This is a genomic window from Streptomyces sp. NPDC048825 (assembly GCF_043198355.1).
Taxonomy (GTDB): domain Bacteria; phylum Actinomycetota; class Actinomycetes; order Streptomycetales; family Streptomycetaceae; genus Streptomyces; species Streptomyces xiangluensis.
This window is the reverse complement of sequence record NZ_JBICUR010000017.1, coordinates 201,515-223,271: the sequence shown is the minus strand read 5'-3', so window position 1 is coordinate 223,271 and position 21,757 is coordinate 201,515. Positions and strand designations below refer to the sequence as shown.

Annotated in this window: 19 protein-coding genes, 4 pseudogenes and 1 riboswitch; of the genes and pseudogenes, 8 read left to right on the top strand and 15 right to left on the bottom strand. The window is 69.4% G+C overall.

Annotation, left to right across the window (positions count from 1 at the left end):
* A pseudogene (locus ACGFNK_RS34680) lies at positions 1 to 800 on the top strand (universal stress protein).
* Positions 801 to 876: 76 nt separating this feature from the next.
* Here ACGFNK_RS34680 and ACGFNK_RS34675 read toward each other — a convergent pair.
* The 4 genes from ACGFNK_RS34675 to ACGFNK_RS34660 form a co-directional block, all read right to left on the bottom strand.
* Entirely contained in the window at positions 877 to 1,536 is a 660-nt protein-coding gene (locus tag ACGFNK_RS34675) for a potassium channel family protein (RefSeq protein WP_393422324.1), read from the bottom strand.
* Entirely contained in the window at positions 1,533 to 2,192 is a 660-nt protein-coding gene (locus ACGFNK_RS34670) for a potassium channel family protein (protein WP_393422322.1), read from the bottom strand. Before ACGFNK_RS34670 ends, ACGFNK_RS34675 begins: the two co-directional genes overlap by 4 nt.
* Positions 2,189 to 5,020 carry a cation-translocating P-type ATPase gene (locus tag ACGFNK_RS34665; protein ID WP_393422320.1) on the bottom strand — a complete coding sequence of 944 codons (2,832 nt, stop codon included), beginning with the start codon at positions 5,018 to 5,020 and terminating at the stop codon, positions 2,189 to 2,191. Before ACGFNK_RS34665 ends, ACGFNK_RS34670 begins: the two co-directional genes overlap by 4 nt.
* 85 nt (positions 5,021 to 5,105) lie before the next feature.
* Positions 5,106 to 5,978, bottom strand: coding sequence for a universal stress protein (locus ACGFNK_RS34660; RefSeq protein WP_393422318.1), 873 nt, complete (start codon positions 5,976 to 5,978; stop codon positions 5,106 to 5,108).
* Positions 5,979 to 6,216: 238 nt separating this feature from the next.
* Here ACGFNK_RS34660 and ACGFNK_RS34655 point away from each other — a divergent pair, with 238 nt between their 5' ends.
* Positions 6,217 to 7,113 (top strand): universal stress protein, encoded by an 897-nt coding sequence (locus ACGFNK_RS34655; protein ID WP_393422316.1) that lies wholly within the window; start codon positions 6,217 to 6,219, stop codon positions 7,111 to 7,113.
* Positions 7,114 to 7,153: 40 nt separating this feature from the next.
* On the opposite strand, the gene ACGFNK_RS34650 is transcribed toward ACGFNK_RS34655, so the two are convergent.
* On the bottom strand, positions 7,154 to 8,038 hold the full coding sequence (locus ACGFNK_RS34650; RefSeq protein WP_393422371.1) for a universal stress protein: 885 nt from the start codon (positions 8,036 to 8,038) through the stop codon (positions 7,154 to 7,156).
* 309 nt (positions 8,039 to 8,347) lie between these two features.
* A complete protein-coding gene (locus ACGFNK_RS34645; RefSeq protein WP_393422314.1) occupies positions 8,348 to 8,767 on the bottom strand; it encodes an Hsp20/alpha crystallin family protein in 420 nt (139 codons plus the stop codon).
* Between ACGFNK_RS34645 and ACGFNK_RS34640 the strand changes: the two are divergent.
* The 3 genes and pseudogenes from ACGFNK_RS34640 to ACGFNK_RS34630 all read left to right on the top strand — a co-directional run.
* A pseudogene (locus ACGFNK_RS34640) lies at positions 8,658 to 9,095 on the top strand (PEP/pyruvate-binding domain-containing protein); the annotation flags it as partial. The gene ACGFNK_RS34645 and the pseudogene ACGFNK_RS34640 sit on opposite strands and share 110 nt — an antisense overlap.
* Before the next feature lie 169 nt (positions 9,096 to 9,264).
* Positions 9,265 to 9,861: pseudogene (locus ACGFNK_RS34635) on the top strand (putative PEP-binding protein); the annotation flags it as partial.
* Between the two features lie 5 nt (positions 9,862 to 9,866).
* Positions 9,867 to 10,307, top strand: coding sequence for an OsmC family protein (locus tag ACGFNK_RS34630; protein WP_393422312.1), 441 nt, complete (start codon positions 9,867 to 9,869; stop codon positions 10,305 to 10,307).
* Positions 10,308 to 10,398: 91 nt separating this feature from the next.
* Here ACGFNK_RS34630 and ACGFNK_RS34625 read toward each other — a convergent pair.
* Positions 10,399 to 10,660: pseudogene (locus ACGFNK_RS34625) on the bottom strand (hypothetical protein); the annotation flags it as partial.
* A gap of 8 nt (positions 10,661 to 10,668) precedes the next feature.
* The gene (locus ACGFNK_RS34620) at positions 10,669 to 11,265 is read right to left on the bottom strand and encodes a DUF308 domain-containing protein (protein WP_393422310.1); all 597 of its coding nucleotides are present in this window, start codon (positions 11,263 to 11,265) and stop codon (positions 10,669 to 10,671) included.
* A 212-nt stretch (positions 11,266 to 11,477) separates the two neighbouring features.
* On the opposite strand from ACGFNK_RS34620, the gene ACGFNK_RS34615 reads away from it, so the two are divergent.
* Complete coding sequence (locus tag ACGFNK_RS34615; RefSeq protein ID WP_393422309.1) at positions 11,478 to 12,659, top strand: sensor histidine kinase; 1,182 nt, start codon at positions 11,478 to 11,480, stop codon at positions 12,657 to 12,659.
* On the top strand, positions 12,659 to 13,318 hold the full coding sequence (locus tag ACGFNK_RS34610) for a response regulator (protein ID WP_393422307.1): 660 nt from the start codon (positions 12,659 to 12,661) through the stop codon (positions 13,316 to 13,318). Before ACGFNK_RS34615 ends, ACGFNK_RS34610 begins: the two co-directional genes overlap by 1 nt.
* Before the next feature lie 333 nt (positions 13,319 to 13,651).
* Here ACGFNK_RS34610 and ACGFNK_RS34605 read toward each other — a convergent pair whose 3' ends face one another.
* From ACGFNK_RS34605 to ACGFNK_RS34590, 4 genes are all read right to left on the bottom strand, one after another.
* Complete coding sequence (locus ACGFNK_RS34605) at positions 13,652 to 13,831, bottom strand: hypothetical protein (RefSeq protein ID WP_393422305.1); 180 nt, start codon at positions 13,829 to 13,831, stop codon at positions 13,652 to 13,654.
* A 319-nt stretch (positions 13,832 to 14,150) separates the two neighbouring features.
* The gene (locus ACGFNK_RS34600; RefSeq protein ID WP_393422303.1) at positions 14,151 to 15,620 is read right to left on the bottom strand and encodes a UvrD-helicase domain-containing protein; all 1,470 of its coding nucleotides are present in this window, start codon (positions 15,618 to 15,620) and stop codon (positions 14,151 to 14,153) included.
* Positions 15,621 to 16,172: 552 nt separating this feature from the next.
* Entirely contained in the window at positions 16,173 to 17,051 is an 879-nt protein-coding gene (locus ACGFNK_RS34595) for a DUF6083 domain-containing protein (RefSeq protein WP_393422301.1), read from the bottom strand.
* 152 nt (positions 17,052 to 17,203) lie between these two features.
* The gene (locus ACGFNK_RS34590; protein WP_393422299.1) at positions 17,204 to 17,473 is read right to left on the bottom strand and encodes a helix-turn-helix transcriptional regulator; all 270 of its coding nucleotides are present in this window, start codon (positions 17,471 to 17,473) and stop codon (positions 17,204 to 17,206) included.
* Positions 17,474 to 18,676: 1,203 nt separating this feature from the next.
* On the opposite strand from ACGFNK_RS34590, the gene ACGFNK_RS34585 reads away from it, so the two are divergent.
* Positions 18,677 to 19,048 carry a hypothetical protein gene (locus tag ACGFNK_RS34585; RefSeq protein WP_393422297.1) on the top strand — a complete coding sequence of 124 codons (372 nt, stop codon included), beginning with the start codon at positions 18,677 to 18,679 and terminating at the stop codon, positions 19,046 to 19,048.
* A gap of 84 nt (positions 19,049 to 19,132) precedes the next feature.
* On the opposite strand, the gene ACGFNK_RS34580 is transcribed toward ACGFNK_RS34585, so the two are convergent.
* The 3 genes from ACGFNK_RS34580 to ACGFNK_RS34570 all read right to left on the bottom strand — a co-directional run bounded on the left by ACGFNK_RS34580 (position 19,133) and on the right by ACGFNK_RS34570 (position 21,502).
* Positions 19,133 to 20,311, bottom strand: a complete 1,179-nt coding sequence (locus ACGFNK_RS34580) for an acyl-CoA dehydrogenase family protein (protein WP_393422295.1) — start codon at positions 20,309 to 20,311, stop codon at positions 19,133 to 19,135.
* Between the two features lie 176 nt (positions 20,312 to 20,487).
* Positions 20,488 to 21,243: a CbtA family protein gene (locus ACGFNK_RS34575; RefSeq protein WP_393422293.1), complete on the bottom strand. Its 756-nt coding sequence runs from the start codon at positions 21,241 to 21,243 to the stop codon at positions 20,488 to 20,490.
* Between the two features lie 25 nt (positions 21,244 to 21,268).
* Entirely contained in the window at positions 21,269 to 21,502 is a 234-nt protein-coding gene (locus ACGFNK_RS34570) for a CbtB-domain containing protein (protein WP_386348783.1), read from the bottom strand.
* Positions 21,503 to 21,539: 37 nt separating this feature from the next.
* Positions 21,540 to 21,701, bottom strand: a riboswitch (cobalamin riboswitch).
* Between the last annotated feature and the right edge of the window lie 56 nt (positions 21,702 to 21,757).

Sequence of the window (21,757 nt, the reverse complement as noted above, 5' to 3'; positions counted from 1 at the left end):
ATGAAATGCTCAGATATACACCTAGATACGTTCGTCTGGCCCGCGACGCATGTGCCATTGGGGCCGTCACCGCTGGGACCGCCGGAGGGCGGGCTGCAGAACATGGTTGATCACCTGGTGGCCGAGGCCTCGAACGGGCGCGGGTGGTGGCGCCGGAGGTCGAGGTCAGTCATGTCGTGGTGACCGGTGAGCCGTTGACCGTTCTGGAGGCGCAGTCGCGTGCCGGAGCTGATGGTGGTCCGACCCCGGGGCATGGGCGGGTTCGTCGGGCTGCTGGTGGGGTCGACGGCGGTGCATCTGGCGGTGCACGGCCTTTGTCCGGTGCTGGTCGTCGGCGAGCAGCCGCACGCCGACGGTCCGATCGTGCTGGGCGTCGACGGCTCGGCCGCGGCGGAGAAGGCCGTCGATTTGCCTTCGCCGAGGCCGCCCTGCGGAATGCGCCGTTGGTGGCGCTGCACACCTGGACCACGTGGAACGCGCCGATGCCCGCCCCGCAGGATCCGTCGATGCCGTACGCGAACCCGCCGGGAGCACTGGCCGAGGAGGAGGAGCGGTTGCTGGCCGAGGCGCTCGCCGCCCGTCAGGAGCGCTACCCGGGTGCTGTGGCGGAACACAGGGTGGTGCACGGCGGGACGCGGGAGGCGTTGATCGAGGCGAGCCGCTCCGCTCATCTGGTGGTGGTCGGTGCGCGGGGGCGCGGTGGTTTCGCCGGGTTGCTTCTAGGCTCGGTCAGCCAGGCCCTGCTGCATCACGCACACTGTCCGGTCGCGGTGGTGCGAGGAGCGGGAAAGCGTCACTGAGGCGCCTGTAGCGCGGGTCCGGCACACGGCCCCGCCACGGTGGCTGGCAGCCTGGCGTGCCTGGCATCGGGGCGGATCACTGGAACGCCGCGTGGATCTCCTGTTCGGTCGCGGAATGCGAAACGAGCAGGAGCTCGTCCCCGGCCCGCAGGCGGATCGCCGGATCCGGCACGGTGGGCTGTCCGCCACGGACGATCGTTGCGACAACCGTCCCTTCGGGCAGCCTGACCTCGCCCAGAGCTTGGCCCACCGCTCTGGACTGGGGAGTGATGGCCGTTTCGATGACGTCGACGCCGGCCTTGCTGAGCCGCAGCAGGGCGACCGTGTCGGTGGCCCCGGTGGCCTCTTCGATGAGGGAGATCAGCGGGGTGGCGGCGGGTACGGCGACATCGACGCCCCAGCGCGCGTCGAACAGCCAGGCGTTGTCGGCGTCGTTGACGCGGGCGGCCACGCGGGGCACCGAGAACTGGCGTTTGGCGAGCAGGCTGATGACGAGGTTGTCCTCGTCATCACCGGTGGTGGCGACGACCAAGTCGGCGGTCAGCGCACCGGCGTGTTCCAGGAGGGCCGGTGCGCACGCGTCCCCGGCGACCAGCAGCACGCCAGGGATGCGGCCCTGAAGTTCGGCCACGCGGTCGTCGTCGCTGTCGATCAGCGTGACCTTGTTGCGGGCCGTGGAGAGCACCTGGGCGATCTGGGTGCCGAGGCGTCCCGCGCCGGCGATGAGCACGTTCACGTCCCCAGCTCCTTGTCGAGAAAGCCGCGCAGTCTGCCGAGCGCGGTGGCGGCGACGGCGAAGGTGACCAGGTCGCCCGCCTGCGCCGGCGTGCTGTGCGCGGGGATCAGGGAGCGGCCCGCGCGGGTGACCTCGACGACGCGGATCTCGCCGTCGACGTCGAACTCGGTCAGCCGCCGCCCGATGAGGTAGTCGGGCACCTCGGAACGGACGAGCAGGGTCTCTCCGTTGCCGAAGCTGAGTTCGGGGCTCAGGTGGCGGTGCAGCAGCATCTGGTGGATCTGGTGCACGGTCCAGCGGACGCTGGCGATGGTGGGAATGCCGAGGTCGCGGTAGATGTCGGCGCGCCGGGGATCGTAGATGCGGGCGAGGACGATCGGCACCCGGTAGGTCTCCTTCGCCGTGCGCGCACTGACGATGTTGCTGTTGTCCCCGGAGGTGACGGCGACGAAGGCGTCCGTGTGCTCGATCCCGGCGGCCTGGAGCACGGCCCGGCTGTAGCCGTTGCCCTCGTGGAAGCGGATGCGGGGGCTGTCGGGCAGCCGCCGGGCCGCCTTGGGACGCCGGTCGACGACCCGCACGTCATGCCCTTCCGCTGCGAGCAGACCGGCGAGGGTCGAGCCCACCCGTCCGCAGCCGACGATGATCACCTTCACCGTGGGGCTCCTTTCCGGCGGTCGGCGCGGCGGCGCAGCCACGCCTTGCGGGCCTCGTCCGCGATCAGGGGCAGGGTGCCGAGCCCGGCGAGGACCGCCCAGTCGGCGGCGTCGAGCGGGGCGGTGTTGAAGACGGCCTGCAGCGGCGGCAGATAGCTGATGGCGGCCATGAGGGCGACGCCGAAACCGCCCGCCGCCAGCAGGGCGGGATTGGACAGCAGTCCCACTTTCAGGATGCTCTGGCGGTCGGTGCGTACGGCGAGTGCGTTGAAGAACTGGCTGAGCACGATCCCGGCCTGGACCATGGTGATCGCCTCCTGGTAGGCGAGGGTGTCCTCGGTGAAGTCGTCGAACGGAATGCCCGAGGAACCGATGTGCCAGAAGAACACTCCGGTCACGCAGAGCGCCTGGATGCCGCCCAGAAATAGGATCCGCCCTACGGCAGCGGCCGAGAACAGGCGTTCCCGGCGGGAGCGCGGTGGGCGGTCCATCACGTCGGGCTCCGGCGGTTCCGCGCCCAGGGCCAGGGCGGGCAGCACATCGGATCCCAGGTCGATCGCCAGGATCTGTACCGCGCTGATGGGCACCAGCGGGAATCCGGCGAAGGTCGCCGCCAGGATCGGGACCAGCTCCCCGATGTTGTGGCTGAAGAGGTACACGAGAAACTTGCGGATGTTCTGGTAGACCGCGCGGCCGAGCCGCACCGCCGCCGCGATGGACGCGAACGAGTCATCTAGCAGCACCATCGAGGCCGCCTCCCGGGCGACATCGGTCCCCGACACTCCCATCGCCACGCCGATGTCGGCGTGCTTGAGCGCCGGGGCGTCGTTCGCGCCGTCCCCGGTGACCGCCACCACCTCGCCCCGCCGCTGGAAGGCGGTGACGACACGCATCTTGTGCTCGGGGCTGACCCGGCACAGCAGCAGCTCGGACGGCTCGGCGAGCAGCGCGTCGAGCGCCTCGTCGTCGATCGCGTCGAGCCGGGCGCCCGTCACCACGGCCGGATGCGGTCGCCGTACGATCCCGACTCGACGGGCCACGGCCTCCCCGGTCAGCGGATGGTCGCCGGTGACCATGACGATCCGGATGCCGGCCCGGCGGCAGACGGCGACCGCCTCAGTGACCTCCGGACGCGGCGGATCCAGCATGCCGACCAGTCCCAGCAGCGTGAGTCCGGACTCGGCCTCGTCCTGCGCGGGGCGTGGCCCGTCCAACTCCCGCCGCGCGACGGCCAGCACCCGCAGCCCCTGCGACGCCAGCGCGTCACCCGCCGCGACGACCTCCGCCCGGTCCGCCCCGGTCAGCAGCCCACGCCGCCCGTCCCACTCCACGTCGGTGCACCGCGCCAGCAGCTCTCCGGGCGCTCCCTTGACGCACGCCTGGTAGCCCGCGCCCGTCTTGTGCACCGTGGTCATCAGCTTGCGGTCCGAGTCGAAGGGGAACTCCGTCACCCGCGGCGCGGCCGCCTCCTCCACGCCCAGATCCAGACCGGCCTTGGCCGCGACGACGAGCAGCGCTCCCTCCGTGGTGTCGCCGAGCACCCGCCAGTGCTCCCGAGGGCCCGTAGGTGGCACAAGCCGGGCGTTGCAGCACAGGCCCGCCACCCGCAGCAGCTCGCCTACCCGCGCCGCGTCGGCGACCTCACCGCTCGGCTCGTACCCCACACCGCTCACGGGGTGCGGCGCACCCCCCGCCCACACCTGGGTGACGGTCATCTCCGCCTGGGTGAGCGTCCCGGTCTTGTCGGTGCACACGACCGTGGTCGACCCGAGCGCCTCGACCGCCAGCAGCTGTTTGATCAGCGCATGGCGGCGTGCCATCCGCCGTACACCGATCGCCAGCGACACCGACAGCGTCGCGGGCAGCCCTTCCGGCACCAGCGCCACCATCACGCCCAGTGCGAACACGAACAGGGTCACCGCGGACTCCCCGGTGGGCAGTCGCACGGCGAACATCAGGACACCGATCGCCAGGGCGGCCCCCGCCACCCGCCGCGCCATCGAAGCCACCTGTAGCTGCAGCGGGGTCTTCTGCCGGGGAGCGGCCGCGGCCAGCCGGTAGATCCGCCCGAACTCGGTCGCCGCGCCGGTGGCGAAGACCACGGCCCGCCCGGATCCGGCGACTATGTCGGTCCCCATGAACACGCAGTTGCGGGCCTCCAGCGGCGGTCCGGTGGCCACCGGGTCGGCCGTACGGCCCACGGCGTTGCTCTCCCCGGTCAGTGGCGCGTTGTTCACCGCCAGCTCGTGCGCCTCCACCACCCGGCAGTCCGCCGACACGGCGTCCCCGGCCTCCAGCACCACCACGTCACCCGGCACCAGCTCCCCGGCGGGCAGCTCCAGCCGTTCGCCGCCGCGCAGCACCCGGCAGGTGTGGGGCACCATCGCCTCCAGGGCCTGAGCCGTTCGTTCGGCCGAGTACTCCTGGGCGAAGCCGATGACGGCGTTCAGGACCACGACGCCCAGGATCGCCACCGCAAGCTGGAAGGTGCCGATGTCACGCGGCTCCTCCAGCGCGTACGCCAGGAAGGTGATCCCCGAGGCGACGATCAGCACCACCGCGAAGAGGTCCGTGAACTGGGCACCCAGTTGCCGCCACACGGCGCGGCGCCCCGCACGCGGGAGTTCGTTGGACCCGTACTTCTCCAGCCTGGCCCGTGCCTGAGCCGTCGGCAGGCCGCGCCGTGAGGTGCCCAGCGCGGAGAAGACCTCGTCGGCGGGGAGTTCCGGTACCGGAGGACGCGGGCTGGAACCGGACGTGGCACCGGCCGCCTCGTCGCTCCCTCCGTCCGGTACCAGCGGGTCCGTACTCGCCTGTTCGCCGCTCATGATCGGCGGCGCTCTCTCATCGTGTGACGGGCCGGCCGATAAGGACAGGGCCGTCCGGGAAACAGGTCCCGGGCCGTTCGCTGCCTCACGCCGGGACCGTGATGACGGGACACCGGGCGTGGTGCAGTACTCCCTGGCTGACCGAGCCCAGCAGCATGCCGGTGAACCCTCCGTGGCCCCTGGTTCCCACGACCAGGCCCAGGGCGTGTTCCGAGGCCTCCGTCAGAACCTGCACCGGGTGTCCGCGTATGACCTCATGGCGCAGCTCCACTTCCGGGTGCGCAGCGGTGCGGCCCGCGACCGTCTCCGAGAGCACCCGGCGACACTCCCGCACCGCGGCGTCCTCGTCCAGCACACCGAGGAGCGGCGGATGCCACACGTACAGGGCCCGCAGGAGCGCTCCGCGCAGGGCCGCCTCCTCGAACGCCACATCCACCGCCGCGGCCGAATGCGGACTGCCGTCGACGCCGACCACGAAGTACGCGGGCTGCTGGGTGACGTGCTCCGGCTCCGGCACGACCGCGACCGGGCAAGGAGCATGGGCGATGAGCGGGAGGGCCACGGAGGCGGAGGAGAACATCTCGCGCCGCCTGCTCAGGTGCCAGGAGCCCACCACGACCAGGGCGGCGCCACGGGCCTCCTCGCGCAGGACCCACGCCGGCTCTCCTTCCGCCAGCAGCGTCGACACCTCCACCGCCGGGCGCCGGGAGTCGACGAAGGCGACCGCCTCCTTGAGCACCTGATCACCCAGGCCGTGCAGCGCCCGGTTCCACTCCTCCCAGGACGGCCGCACCTCCCCCGACCGGTATCCGCCGGTCGGCACACCCTGAGCGTGGACGAGCCGCAGCTGAAGGCCACGTCGATCCGCCTCGTCGGCGGCCCAGGCGAGGGCCAGCCGCTTCGAAGGGTCCGGGTCGACGCCCACCACAATCGGCCGACGCCCGTCCGCACCAGTCATGGCACCTCCAGGGGATCTCCCCGCCGCCCGTCCGTTCACTGCCCTTCCAGCCTCACCCCTGCCTCCGAGTGCCGCCACGCCACGGCCTCGCGTGCTCGTGGCCTGTTGGTTCGTCTCTTGCACCGCACGCTGCGGGGTGCCGCACGCTGGTGAAGGCTGGAAGGAGCGCGGCGGTACCAGCGCCGGCCGACCCGAGCCGGAATCAGGACCGGCCGCCAGGTGAGAGGGAGGGTCTGTCGTGGCGAATCCGGTCGTCGTGGGAGTGGACGGCTCGCCGTCGAGCCTGCGCGCGGTGGAGGTCGCGGCGCACGAGGCCGACCTGCGCGGCGTGGGCCTACGGCTCGTGCACGCCTTCGGGTGGCCGTCGATGCACGTACCGCCCGGCGGACCCCCGTGGAATCCGGCCGCGGCGGGGATGCGCGAGCTGGTGGACGGCACACTGGTCGACGCCGAGCAGCGGGCCCGCAGGGCCGCGCCACACGTGGAGACGACGCGAGAGGTCACCGTCGGTGAGCCGCTGATGGTGCTGGAGATCGAGTCGCGTACCGCCTCGCTCGTCGTGGTCGGCAGCCGCGGACTGGGCGCGTTTCGCAACATCCTGCTCGGTTCCACCGCCGTACACCTGGCCGCGCACGGCCGCTGCCCGGTGCTGGTGGTGCGCGGCCGGCCGGACCCGAGCGGTCCCGTGCTGCTGGCGGTCGATGGCTCACCGGCGGGCGAGGAAGCCGTCGAGTTCGCCTTCGCCGAGGCGTCGCTGCGCGGCGTGGACCTGGTGGCCCTGCACGTGTGGAACACCTGGAGCGAGCGGGCCTACGAGAGGCCTGGTGATCCTCTGAACGTGGTGGTGGACATCGAGCGGCTCCGCGAGGAGGAGCAGCGGTTGCTGGACGACACGCTGTCTCCGTGGCAGGAACGCCATCCCCGGGTCGCCGTGCGGCGGAGCTTGGTCCGCTCCCGGGTCCGCCCGGCCCTGATCGAGGCCAGCCGCGAGGCGCAGCTGGTCGTGGCCGGTGCCCGCGGCCGCGGTGGCTTCACGGGACTGCTGCTCGGCTCGGTCAGCCAGGCCCTGCTGCACCACGCGCACTGCCCCGTCGCCGTAGTCCGTGGTGGCACCCGAGGGGCTGACAGGGCATGACCCGTCGGTGACGTCTCCATCGGTCCCGGCGCCGCAGCGCTCACGGGTGCTGCGGCACGACCGCCACAGGGCACTGGGCGTGGTGCAAGAGTGTGTGGGCCACCCGGCCGAGCTGGAGCCCGAAGTGGTCCTGCCGTCGCCGCGCTCCGACGATCACGAGGTCGGCCGCGGCTGAGCGGTCCACCAGCACCTTGCGGGCGGTTCCCTCCACCGTCGTGGGGCGCACCCTCACGTCCGGGTGGTCGGCGACCGGGCCGCGGAGCAGCTCGTCCGCCTGGGCTCGGGCCCGTTTCTCGTGGTACCGGGCAGGTGTCTCGGCGAGCGCGGCCACATCGGCGGTTTCGTGCGCGGGGCAGCGCCAGGCCCGGACCACGTCGAGGGTGCACCCACGTACCTCGGCCTCACGGAGGGCGAACCGCGCCGCTTCTCCGCCGGCAGCGGGGTCCTCGGCCCCGAGGAGGATCCGCTCGTGGGTACCGGCCAGGCCGGCCTTGTCGCCCCGGACCACGATCACCGGGCAGTGCGCGCGGGCCGCGACGGCCAGCCCGACGGAACCGAGCAGCAGTCCCTTCAGCTCGCCACGGCCCCGCGACCCGGTGACCAGGGCGGAGGCGCTGTTGCTCTCCCGCAGAAGCGCGTCCGCCGCTTCGGCCGGGAGGACGTCGGTGGACACCTTCACGTCGGGATTGCGCCGCCGGGCGCGCTCCGCCGCGGAGGCGACGATGTGGTCGGCCATCACCTGCTCCGACGGGCGTTCCGTACTGACCGACGGGGTGATGCCCTCATAGCGCTCCCAGAGGGAGGCGTACACCAGCCGCAGCGGAAGACCGTGCCGGGCGGCCTCATCCACCGCCCAGTCGAGTGCCACCAGGCAACCGTCCGATCCATCCACGCCCACGACCAGGGGCAGTTCCAGCCTCATCATTCCCACCGCCTCACTGTCGGGCAGTCTCCAGATTCACTCTCACCGTCACACCCGGAACAGCCGGTCGCGAGGGACTGTTCGGTCCCTGCCGGGGACGTTCGGCCCAACGGTCAGGCCCGCCCGTGACTGGCCGGCGGGCCGTCGCGGGCGGGCGCAAGACCGCATGCCGGGCATGAGCCGCTCGGGGGCGCAACTGCTCAGCCGCCGTTCCCGCCGGAGGACCAGCAGCTCGTGGACACAGGGGGAGCCACCGGAAGAGCGGATCCGCTGCGAACCCGTTGTGCGAGTCACGACTCATTCATGTGCGGCTCAGGGCACAGTCACGCTCAGAGGCTCCCGCACCGGGGTGGCTCCGGTGCCGGGACCCGTCTCCAGCACCGGCATCGTGATGGTCAGGACACCATGCTGGTACTCCACCGTGGCCTCGTCGCCCTTCGCCCCGGTCGGCAGCGGAGTGTAGTGGCCGTAGACGAACTGCTTCTCGGCGGTCACCACGCTGCGCTGGGCGCGCAGGGTCAGGATGCCTCCCCTGATAGTGATCTCGATGTCCTCGGCGTCGACTCCCGGAAGCTCGGCCAGCAGCACATACGTCCCGTCGGTCAGGCGCTCTTCCACGTGGATGCCGTGCGTTTCGGGAACGGTGTCCATCACAGGGAAGCCTGCCTCCGCCCAGTCGGTCGGGGCGAACAGCATGGACCGGCCGGGGAGCCGCTCGATCGTGCTGGTCATTTCGTTCACCCCTTCTCCAACACCAGCGTCTTCCACCGGGCACTGTGTGCGCTTGGGCCGACCGGCCCCATCGGGAGGGTCAGGCGGCACCTGCCCTCACCAGGACGGCCGTAGGAGGCTGGAAGGGACGGAAGCCCACACAGCTGCCGTACGGAGCTGGGAGCCGAGGAACAGTGTCATGGTCCGTTACGTGTACGACTTCACGGAGGGCGGCCGTGACCTGGTCGGCCTGCTCGGCGGCAAGGGCGCGAACCTCGCCGAGATGACCCGGCTGGGACTGCCCGTCCCGCCGGGTTTCATCGTCTCCACCGAGGCGTGCCGGGCCTTCCTGGCCACCGGCGCCGAACCGGAGGGAATGTCCCAGGAAGTCTCCCGGCACCTGTCGGCCATCGAGTCCGACGCCGGACGGCGCCTCGGGCAGCCGGACGACCCGCTGCTGGTGTCCGTGCGCTCCGGAGCGCGTTTCTCCATGCCCGGCATGATGGAGACGGTCCTGGGCCATCGCCGAGGCGGTGGTGGAGCGCACGAGGGCCGGGGGCTCCTCCGAGGCGGAGATCATGGTGCCGCTCGTCGGGGACGTCACGGAACTCCGGCTGGTCCGCGGGGAAGTGGAGCAGGTGGTGGCCGATGTCTCGGACGAGTCCGGCGTCCCTGTGCACTGCCCGGTCGGCACGATGATCGAGTTGCCCCGGGCCGCGCTCACGGCGGGCCGGATCGCCGAGGAGGCCGAGTTCTTCTCCTTCGGCACCAACGACCTCACCCAGACCACGTGGGGCTTCTCCCGCGACGACGTCGAGGCGGCGTTCTTCTCCGCCTACCTCGACAAGGGCGTGTTCGCCGCCTCACCCTTCGAGACGGTCGACCGCGAGGGCGTCGGCCGCCTGGTGGGCATCGCCGTCGCCGAGGGCCGCGCCGCCCGCCCCGACCTGAAGATCGGTGTGTGCGGCGAACACGGCGGCGATCCCGGCTCCGTGCATTTCTTCCACACAGCAGGACTTGACTACGTCTCCTGCTCGCCGTTCCGCGTCCCGGTCGCCCGCCTGGAGGCCGGACGGGCGGCAGGCGCGGGAGATACCAGCAGCGACACGAGGTGACCCCCATGACAGAGGCGAGCATGCAGCAGCAACCGAAGGCACCGGACGTGCACACGCTGGACGTCGTCCATGTCGAAGGGGACGTGTACTCCGTGAACGTCCGTGGTCATCAGCTGATGGTCGATCAGCCCACGGACGCGGGCGGCAGGGACACCGCACCCACGCCTACAGAGCTGTTCGCCGCGTCGCTGGCCACCTGCGTCGCCTTCTACGCGGGCCGCTATCTGCACCGCCACGGCCTGCAGCGCTCGGGCCTGCGGGTTCGTACGGAGTTCACCATGGCTCCCGACCGCCCGGCCCGCGTCGCATCCGTCCGAGTCACCGTCGTCCCGCCGCCCGCCCTCTCCGCCCAGCGCCACGCGGCCCTGCTGGCCGTCGCGTCCCACTGCACGGTCCACAACACGCTGCACCAACCGCCGGAGATCACTGTCGAGTTGGAGGCGTGAAGCCCGATGGTTGGAGGTGGGCCGGCGACATGCCCTCGCAGACGGCCGTCTCGGGCCAGGCCGAGTCCCGCGCCCCGGCACCTCTCTCTCGTCAGTCCGCCCGAGCGGGGACGACCTCGTGCTGCTCCCCGCCGAGCACGACCTTGAGCGCACCGGTTTCGGATGCCTGAGAGAAGACGTCGTACGCCTCCTCCATGCGCGTCAGCGGGAACGCGACCCTCCACCTGGAAGACCTGTGGATCAAGAACGTGACCATCCGTGTGCGTGACCAGCTGCGCGGTGGGCAGCCGGCCGGCGGCCGCCATCCGCAGCAGGGTGGGGGTGGAGTACGTGTCAACCAGGCCCGTGGTGACGGCGGTGGTCAACGCTTTTCGCGTCGGCTGCGGATGCTCAGGGCGATGACGGAGACAAGGAACCAGAAGGCACCAAAGGCCGAGTATCCGGCGATGGTGGACAGGCTGCTCGTCGCCGAGGCGGACATGGCAGCGAAGGAGGCACCGGCGAGGACGGACAGTCCGCCGCTGATGACCATGGGCCACTGGGCACCGACGGTGCGTCGGCGCCGGATCGCCACGACGAGCTGGATCGCTCCGGAAAGGAGGGCCCAGATGCCGAACACGAGCAGGGTCGTCCCGATGGTGGAGAAGACGGCGATGATCATCCCGGCGGTGGCGGCGAGGCCGAGAGCCACGTTGGTGGTACCGACGCGGTCCGTGGAGCCGGTGCCGGCCATGCGGCGCTCGAGGAGCGTGGCGACGACGTCCCACAGGGGGTAGATGACGAGCAGCACGGCCGCGATCACTGTGGGCCTGTCCGTCGACACGAGCGAGGCGGAGGTCGTGACGACGAGTGCCACCCAGATCAGGGAGAAGGCGACTCGGATCAGGTAGAGCGATCGGAGCCCGGAGAGCGTCGTCGAGGTCGTGGTCGTGCTCGAAGTCACGGTGGTCTGAGTCATCGGGTGTCCCGTTTTGTGATCGTGATGGTGTGAGACGGTCGCCTCGATGAGGAGTCTCAGCGGCCTCGGGAGGGGCCGTGTACTTCGAACGAAGTAGTTCTGCCATCCACTTCGAATCGAATGAGTTCTGCCGTCCCCATCGCCCGGACCGGGCTCGCCGTCTACATCATTCGAGGTACACGGCCGCAGCACACGTGGGCGAGAATCAGGCCATGGTCAAGGCGCAGAACAACCAGGACGGGCCCGTGGCACCCCTGTGGGTCCGCCGCCCCGAGGCGCTGCACCTCATCGCCTATTCGGTGGCCGCGCTGGTCTTCACCGGCCAGATCGTGGCAGTGATCCTGCGAGGGTCGGATTGGCCGACGGCCCTCTCCGTGCTCCTCGCCGGTGGCGGTGTCGCCCTCTCATGGTGGAGGCCGTGGGCAGGACTGGTCGTGACGAGTGCGGCGTCCTTCGCCGTCACAGCGGTGGGCCACGACCCCCTGTCGGTGTGGATGATGGCGGTGCTCGTGCTGTTCTCGGTCACCGTCAGGGGGAAGCAGCCGCTGGTCGGAACCGGCATCGTGGCGGCGTTCTTCCTGGGGGCGTTCATGACGCTGGGAGGATTCCGTGGCGGCGCGATCGTGGGAGCCGCCGCACTCTTCTCAGCCATAGCAGGAGGTGCGACAGGGGCCGCGCTGCGCATCCATCGAGAGCACTGGCGCACCCTGGAGGAACGGGCCGAAAGCGCCATCGCCACCCGAGAGATCGAAGCCACCCGACGGGTGACCGAGGAACGGCTCCGCATCGCCCGGGACCTCCACGACGTCATCGGCCACCAGGTCGCGATGCTGAGCATGCATCTCGGTGCCGCGGAGATCGGGCTGCCCGAAGACGCCGAGTCCTCCCGGCAGGCCCTCGTCTCAGCCAGGTCCAGCGCCCGTACCGTCGTCGTCGAAACGCAACGGATCCTCGCGCTCCTCCGCCTCGGAGACGACATCTCCGACGACGAGGCGCTCCGGCCGACACCGGCGCTCAGCGGCCTGGAAGGCCTTGTCGCCTCTTTCGAGAGCATCGGCCTCGACGTCCGTCCCTCCATCGACATCCCCGCCGGTTTCGTGGAGCCCAGCGTCGGCGTGACGGTCTACCGGGTCGTTCAGGAAGCACTCACGAATGCCTACCGGCATGGAGAAGGGGCGGCAACGGTGGATGTGCGCGAGCGCGACGGCAGGATCTGCGTCACCGTGGAGAACCGCGTCGATCACGCACTGCGCGGCTCCGGCTCGGGTAGCGGACTCGGACTCGTGGGGATGCGCGAACGCGTCGAGTCCTCCAGCGGGCGGCTGACGATCGACAGTGACGAGGGGCGATTCCGGGTCCATGCGGAGTTCAGCCCGCTGGGAGCCGTCGTCTGATGACGCGGATTCTGATCGTCGACGACCAGGACGAGATAAGGGCCGGCATCAAAGCGATGCTCCGGCTCGACCCAAGTCTCGTTGTTGCGGGTGATCTCTCCGATGGACTCCAGGTTGTCCCCTTCCTCCGGGACCACCCCGTCGACCTGGTCCTGATGGACATCCGGATGCCCGGCATCGACGGTGTCGAAGCCACCCGCCGGATCCGCAAAGAGCACCCACCCGAAAAGATGCGAGTGATCGTGCTGACCACTTTTGACCAGGACGACATCGTTCTCGCCGCCCTTCGCGCGGGCGCCAACGGTTTCCTGAGCAAGACCGTGAGCCCCGCTGAACTCGTCGCCGGAATCACCGAGGTCGTTGGCGGTGGCGGTGCGCTGTCGGCCGCCGCGACGGCCGCGCTCATCGGTCACATGACCGACAGTCCGCCCCCGGTGATCGACCAGGAACTGCTGCGACGCTTCGACGCTCTGACACCCAGGGAGCGGGACGTGGTCGTTCTCGTCGCGAGCGGTCTCGGCAACGACGAGATCGCGGCCCAGATGTTCGTGTCGCCGTTCACCGTGAAGACGCATGCGGTGCGGGCCATGACGAAGGTCGGCGCACGTGATCGAGCGCAACTCGTCTCGTTCGCCTTCCGGGCCGGCCTCTACCCCTGAGCCTGCCGAGCAGAACCCCGAAGCAGCCGGCCGCCACGGTGATGCCGAGCAGTCCGGCGGGCGGGACGGCGTGGGCACGTACCTGGAAGACCTCGCCGTCGCGCTGCGCGAGCGGCGTGCCTGGACCGGTACCTGCGGAGCAGGGCTTGCGCCACGGCAAGGCAGACGAGCTCGGAGTCGGTCAGCAGCGGCGGCCGTCCCATCCACCGGGTCCCTGCGATCTCGTCGTCGATCTTCACGTACAGCGCGGTCAAGAGGGTGTTCAGGTCCTGCGTAGCAACATGATCTTGAGCGCTCTCTCTTCAAGCTCGCGCACCGGCCCCGACATCGGACTCATTCGTCTAGGGCAGATTGCCACCAGCCCGCGCCGATGATGCCGATCTTCACAACCGCAGCTTGTGTGATAGGCCGCTCCTGTCCAAACGGCAACGCTGCGCGAACCTCCTTGATCATCTGCTGGTGCATCATCTGCCGGAGGATGAACTCCGCGATGGTGAATCCGACGACCTCCACGGCCCGTCCCGTCCGGCACCAGGCCCAGGCAGTCCGCCACGCCGTGGTCAGGGGGCGACACCTCCGGCGCCCCGAGAGCCAACTCGGCCGTCGGTGGTGCCACGCCCCCGCCCCTCAGCCGAGCCCGGCGGAAACCGAGGACCTTTCCTGGCCGGTAGGAACGGCGTACTCCGGCGGATCGACTCTCAGACCAAGATCCGGACCATTCCCGGGCCAGCAACTCACTTCATGCCTCGGCCGTAGCCATTTTCGCTGGTCAGTAGGGTGCGAGCCGCGTACCACCAGCAGACGAAGAACGTCCTGGCACTCTTTGGGCTTGTCACGAACGCTTTGGGGCGGCTGGAAAATCTTCGATCCACGAAAGACCACCGAGGTCAAGTCGACTACGGGCGCGCGTCACTGCAACGTAGGCGAGGCGGGCGTCCGTTTCGTTCACGGGCTCCGGGATTGGGCGACCACAGTCGTCCTGTCGGTCGCTGTCCGGGGGCGGCGGGAAGTCATCGGCGATCTTTACTGAGGGCCATTCCCTGCCTTTGGCCTTATGGGCCGTGGACACTGTGACATCGGCCTTGGTCTCGTCGGTCAGTGCGTGAACCGCGGCGATGATGGCCTCGGGCCCGTGCTGGTCGACAAGTTCTACGAAGGGCTGCAGATCACGGCCAGCGGGATCGTGATCCGCATACTCCTGCAACTCGCCCCAGGAGGCGAAGAGAACGAGTTCTGGGTGCGCAGTACGATGGCCCGCTTTGAGGTCCCGTGCAGCCAGCGCAAGCGCGACGAGTGTTTGCCCTCCCCGCGTTAGCGCGACACGGTGGCCGGCGGCCAGCAGTCTCATGACCTCGGTCATGGCCCCGATGTTGGTGCGGCACAGCACCGCGTCCGGGGAAGTCACGAGGCCAACCTTCGTCGGGATCGCCTCGGTTCCTGTCAGCCGGATGGGCGCGTCGGTGAACGCGAGCCAGCGGTTGGCTTGTTCAGCAAGGAGGGGTCCGAAGCGGAAGGAACGGGTCAGGGTGAGGTGGTTGGCGTCGAAGCCAGTCATGACGTCCCGGGCTCCGCGCCAGCCGTAGATCGCCTGGGCGGAGTCGCCGACCATGACCAGCTGGGTATGGGCGCGTTGAGCGGCGAAGACCTGTTCCAGGACCGGGTTGGTGTCCTGTGCTTCGTCGAGGAAGAGGAAGTCGGCGTCGATCCTTGGTTCGGTCAGGGCCCACATCTTCAGGTAGTGGTCATGCTCGAAACGGACCACACCCTGCTCGGGATTCTGCAGGTCTCCCCACGCCTTGTCGGCGAACGGCACGACGACGTCGGCGAGGCGGGCGTGTTCGTGCGGCGCGCTCAGGCCGCGTAGCGCGGGTACGTGGTGAGAAGCAAGGGTGCGATCAGCCGAGTGGCAGAAACGGGTGACCGTGCGCAGGACGCTGTGCGACACCGTCCTGTGACTGATCTCGTGATCTCCGATACGGATAGGGGAGGTGATGCCGAGGGCCTGGCCGATCCTCCACGCGGGCTGGCGGGGGCTGTTGAGCCGGTGAGCGAAGCGGTGGCCGAGAGCTGCGTAGGCCGTGGCGTGGGCGGTCTTGCACATCACGGATCGCGGGAAGCGTGAGGAGGCGTCGCGTGCAATGTCCTTGTTGAAGGCGAGGTAGCGCCCTCGGCGTTTGGTACTGGCGGCGAGCAGGGTCAGCGTGCTGGTCTTTCCGGTGCCGGCGCCGGCCTGCAGCACGAGGTGATGGCCCTCTCGGAATGCTTCGACGGCGTGAGCCTGTTCGTCGGTGGGCGTGTGCAACAAGGGCTCCACAGAGGAGAAGGGCTAAGGGTTGGGGTGCGAGTGGCTACGCCCGGTGCGATAGGCGGCGTATGAGTCAGGTACAGCCGGGCCACGACGGCGGAGCAGGATGTGGTGCCGTGCAGGCGAGCACGTCCTCGGAGGAATGGAGAGCGAGCAGGTCTTCGAGCTGCGCCGTCAATTGTCGAGATCGTTTCCTCTCGTTCCGTTCCAGGGCTGCGGTCACGCTCCGGCCGACGAAATCTCCAGGCCGCTGTCCTCTGGTGGCTGCGGCCTGGCTGATCGCCGCTCGCGCGGTAGGGCTGAGCTCGAGGTTGAGAAGGACCGGCCCGTGCTGGTCGGGGTGGTGAGTGGTCAGGACGTCGATGGGCAGAAGTTGGTGCAACCGTCGGCGTAGAGACCGCAGCGCGCGGCCAGGCGTCTTGCCCGGATGGACGGCCATCAACCGGGTGCGGTCGACGTTCACTGCGAGAGGCACCGTGTGACGCGCTCGGTGGAGCTCGGCACTGGTAGCCGGCCTGATCAGCAGGATTTCCATGGCGTGGTGCGATGTCACGACCCAGCCGTTCCATGCTCGTGTTGCGTTGGGTGTGGACGACGGACGTGGTTCGGCAGACGGTTGTGGATGTGCGCTCGGTGGAGCATGGGGTCGAAGGGCTCCCAGTCGGCCAGCGTGAGGTCCGCTGCTGACGGCGTTGCAGCGTGAATGGAGCAGCGCTGCATGCGCCAGCGCAGTTGCTCGGCGTAGGGCAGGGCGGTGAGGTCATATACAGCCATGAGCTCACAGGGCAAAGCGAGTTGCCCCCGTGTGGCCGTGGCGGGTACCAGCCTCCAGACGCCCACGGGGGCGTCCGCGTCGAGGAGGCTCTGCGAGCAGCGGTCGCGGTGCCGCGTCTGCGCCACGCACTGGATTTCGTCCACGGGGTGCGCAGCGAGGTAACGGACGTACAGGAACTGCACGATAGGTCTGGCGGGTCGGCAGACGTCCGGTTGTGCCGTTGTCCGGCTCGGAGGAGTGTTTGGGGTGAACACGCCGGTGTCGATCAGACGGCGCGTGTTCAAAGCCAGAACCCGACGTAGACCGTCCAGCGCGGAGGCTTCGGGCGTAGCGTCACGAGCGGGGCAGACCAGGGCGTGCGCCAGGCGGCACCAGTCTCTGCCGTCGTCGGCCGGATGGGCGACGCCGGAGCTGACGTGCCAGCGGTGAGCGGTGGGCACCTTGGCCGTGGGTACTTCCCGGGGGTGCAGGCGGACGGGCCGGGCGAAGTTACGGTCGTACCACTCGATCGGGTTGCCGCACTCTCGGCAGCGATCACGCTGAGCGCAGCGCAGGAGCCGGCTGGGACTGTCGTGTTCGATACGCAGTGAGCGTCGGGGGAAGGCGACGGCGGGGCTGCCGTCCCAGTGCCGCCGTGTGGATGAAGAGCGCATGCACGCGAAGGTGCCAGGCAACACGCCGCCTCGGGAGCACCGATGCCGGAAGGTCCACCGAACAGCCCTATTTCACGACACGGGTATTCGATACATCGATCAGAGGTTCGGGGCGCGTCGCCGGTCCGGGTGATTGGCTTGAGCCCTCCCAGTCAACGGTCGGCGCCGGTCGACCCCGGGGTCTCGTGCCCCTCACACAGGATTCCGAAGAGCTCGTCGAGTGGAGTGTTCAACGCATGGGCGAGGGCGTGCCAGGTCTTGAGAGTGCCGATGGTTCGCCCCTGCTCAATCTCGATGAGGGTCCTTCTGGCCAGGCCGCTTCGAGCAGCGAGCTCGTCATAGCTCCAGCCCCGCGCCGCCCGCAGCCGCGCGAGCTCCAGACGCAGCGCCTCGAAATCCGGGTCGGGCGGGAAGATCGTCACCCGACAATCCGACGGTGCAGACCACTGCCCTGTCAGTGCAGACTTCTGCCCTATTTCTGCAGGTGACGACATCAGGCGGAGGGCAGATGTCTGCACTACCGTGTGCGGGCCACGTCACCCTCTGCGGGTACGGCGCAGACAGTACGGGAGGACCACGCCCCCCATGAGGCATTGCACGACACGCCCCGGTGTCCGGCGCGCCTGGACCGTGGAACTGCGCCCGCAGCCCGGCGGACCGATCCTCGTGTGCCAGCAGTGCTCCCACAGCGGGCGACTACTCAGCGGCACATCCGCTCGGTCGGAGCTCCTGGCCCACTTGGCACGACACGCCCGCCGCGATCCCCTCCCCGCGCACCTTCGCACTTGCCAGTGCCACGAGCGCGGCTGCAGCTGGCACCCGCGCCATCGAGGCTGCGGTGGGCCCATCCGGCTCGTGCTCGCACGCGAGCGAGGCGGTCGGCTATGGCGCCTCGCGGACGCGTGCACGGCCTGCGCCGCCGCCACCTCACAAGCAGCCGTCGTTCCTGACACGTTCATCAACGCCGCGACGACGCCGTCAGCGCACGCGGTCATCAGTGGCAGGCGCCGAATCCCCAGAGGCCCGGACAGACAGACCCGAGTGCGGGAGATGCTCAACTACCTCTCCTCCGCACTGCCGACTGAGACCAGACCTGCCGCTCGGCTGATCGCACTGCAATGCGCCTTGCGCATGAACGAATCAGCTCACGTCCGCTTGCCACTCGGGGTACTGCGCAGCCTGCGCTTGGAACCGGCCATGGATTCCTGGCGGGAGCTGCACCAGGCACGATGGCTATGCGCGACCCTGCCCGCAACGCCTGACAACGCACGCGCTGTGGTCGTCCGACTCCTCGACATCGGGCTCTTCGCCCAATGCCCGGCCCGCCCCGACCGACTCGCCGCCGCAGACTGGGCGCTGCGAGCCGCCTGCCGCATCCGTACGGACTGCGCACCGCTTTCCCAGCTCATTATCGTGTGCCTCGCGGCCCATACCGCCCCTGAGAACGCCTACGGAGTAGCGGAAGCGGATCGGCTTGCACGCGCGTGCGGCCTGGCCACAACGGAGTTCACAGATGCACTTGACCAATTGACGGCCGCAGGGCACATCGACTCGTGGAGCGGGCGCTCGACGTCGGGAGATCTGCGCTGGACACTGGCAGAGTACGGATCCACACTGCAACACGCTTGATCGCCCCCGGCATCGGCTGCATGTGGTGCAACGGCCTCATAGACCCGACCGAACTCGCCATTGAAATGCATCCCCAGGCCGAACGCGAGCAAGCCCGGTACGTCCGCGGTGTACCCGCACCCAGCGTGATGCCCTTCAACACACTCGCCGCCGGCGAGGCCGTCACCCACTTCCTCCTCGCATCCGCCGGGCTGCACGAGAGCGACGACGATCTCGGATCAGTCATCCACCGCCCGCGAACCCGCGAACGGCATCTCCGAGAGCCCGGTCAGAACACCCCCTGCCGCTGGTGTACGTCCACGGGCAACCTCGGACGCGGCGCCAACGGGGAACTCGCGAAGCAACAGACGGTACCCACTCGATCTTGACCGGCTGGGGCTACCATCGCCACGGAGAATTTTGGTGCCAACCATCCTCGGTATGTGACAACTAGCGTCGGTGGTCACAACTCACTAACGCCGTACCCGCGGCATCCCCAGGCCGATCCACGAGATGATCTCGCGCTGGATCTCGTTGTTCCCGCCGCCGAAGGTGAAGATCACGGCCGAGCGGTAGCCGCGCTCCAGCTCCCCGTGGAGCACCGCGCCCGCCGAGCCCTCCTTCAGGGCTCCGGCCGCGGCGACGATCTCCATGAGCCAGGCGTACGCGTCCCGGCGCGCCTCGGAGCCGTACACCTTCACGGCGGAGGCGTCCTGCGGGGTGAGGGTGCCCTCCTGGACGGCGTTCACCATCTGCCAGTTGAGGAGTTTCATCGCGTCCAGCCTGGTGTGGGTCTGGGCGAGGCGGCGGCGCACCCAGGGCAGGTCGACGACTCGGCGGCCGTCGGCGAGCTTGGTCTCCATGGCCCAGCGCTGCACGTCGTGCAGGGCGCGGATGGCCATGGTGCCGTGGGCGGCGAGGGTGACGCGTTCATGGTTGAGCTGGTTGGTGATCAGCCGCCAGCCCTTGTTCTCCTCGCCGACGCGGCGGGAGACGGGGACGCGGATGTTCTCGTAGTAGCTGGCCGTGGTGTCGTGCGAGGCCAGGGTGTTGATGAGGGTGCAGGAGTAGCCGGGGGCGGAGGTCGGCACGAGGAGCATGGTGATGCCCTTGTGCGGGGGCGCATCGGGGTCGGTACGGACGGCCAGCCACACCCAGTCCGCCGTATCACCGTTCGTCGTCCAGATCTTCTGACCGTTGACGATGTACTCGTCGCCATCCCGAACAGCCCTGGTCTTGAGAGCGGCCAGGTCCGTGCCCGCGTCGGGCTCGCTGTAGCCGATCGCGAAGTCGATCTCGCCGGAGAGGATCTTCGGCAGGAAGTACGCCTTCTGCTCCTCGGTTCCGAACTGCATGATCGTCGGTCCGACCGTGTTCAGCGCCATCAGCGGCAGGGGTACGCCCGCCTGGGCGGCCTCGTCGAAGAAGATGAACTGCTCCATCGGGCTCAGCCCGCGCCCGCCGTACTCCTTCGGCCAGCCCACCCCGAGCCAGCCGGCGGAGCCGAGCCGGCGGATGGTCTCGCGGTAGAACCGCTTCTGCGCGGCCGAGTCGGCGTACCGGGCGTGCACGTTCTCCGGTACCAACTCGGTGAAGTAGGCGCGCAGTTCTGTGCGCAACTCCTGCTGCTCCGGCGTGTATTCGAGATGCACGGCGCCTCCTGGCTCCCACTGGCCTGCCGCCCCAGCCGTGGGGCGTGGCGGCGGCCCGGTCCTGACGGCGCACACGGTAGAACTTGTTTCAGAAATTGGGAACACACGAGCGCGGCCGCGTACACGGGAAAGGCCCTCGGCAGCTTCGCTCCGAGGACCTTCCTGTGGTCAACGGCTCAGTGCGCCACAGCCGTGGCCCCCTTGGGCCGGGCGGCAGCCGAACGCGGAGCCAGCACGCGCTCCGCGAGGTACCCGAATACCAGGCCGTACGCCGTCCACAGCGTCACCTGGATGGCGAGGGCAGCCAGCCGGTACTGCCACAGCAGGGTGCCGGGGAAGCCCTCCGGGACATTGTCGAAGGACGGCAGGAGCGCGTAGGCCAGGCCGACGACGAGGACGAAGAAGGCTCCCGCCGAGAGGGTGGCGTTCCAGTTGCCCAGGCGTGGTGCGAGGCGCTTGCCGAGGATTACCGTGCCGACGGCCAGCAGCACGCTGAGCACGACCATCAGGAAGTACAGCGTGGTCCGCTGGTTGAGGGTGTCGGGGTTGCCGACGGCGGGCGGGTTGGCGGGGTACTTCAGGAACGGCACGACGTAGACCGCGAGCAGGCCCGCGGTCGACAGCAGCAGCGCGCTCGCACGCGGCCCGAAGCGGCCGATCCTGCCGAGTGCGAAGCAGTACGCGAGGGCGGCGATGCCGCCGAACGCGACGCCGTAGACGAGGACGCCGGTGCTCAGGCCTGCGGTGGACTGCATGGTGCGGCTGACGAGTTCCTCGCCGCCGTGCTCGTGGGCGTGGGCCTCCTCGAATGCGATGGCCTCGTCGACGCGTGGTTCGCCGAGGAAATAGGCGACGACCAGGGCGAGCAGGCCCGCGGCGAGTCCCGCGAGCATGCCACGCACCAGGAGATTTCTGACGGTTGCTGAGTCCATGTGCTCGTACGCTTCCTCGTCGCCGTCAGTGGCAGGGGAAGCCGAGCAGATGGCGGGCGTCGTGCACCCACTCGTGCACGCCTTCACCGGAGACGAGCGAGGTGGCGCCCTGTTCGGCGCCGACGAAGTAGAGCAGGACCAGCATCAGGATGCCGAAGAAGACCGCCCAGGGGGCGATCGCGCCGATCGGCAGCTTGGCCGGCACGGCGGCCGGTGCGGCGGGGTTGGTTGCGCTCGGCTGAGCGATGGACTGCGCCATGTGGCAGGACCTCCTGGGGAACTCGCGTCCCGTCTTGGTGGTGCACAGGACGACGGCCACGGGTCTGACTTGCCCGGCCCGAACAGCCCTTGGTGGAAGGCGATCGGTACGGGTTTACAGTGGCGCGACCGTGCCGGATTCTCACCGGCTTCCGTCGAACCGTCGTCAATATCGACGAGACCGTACCGCGAAGCGGAGAGGTGGCCAAGGGCGCACGTGGTGCCGGAGCGTGCGCCGTTGTCCTGGTCATGCGCC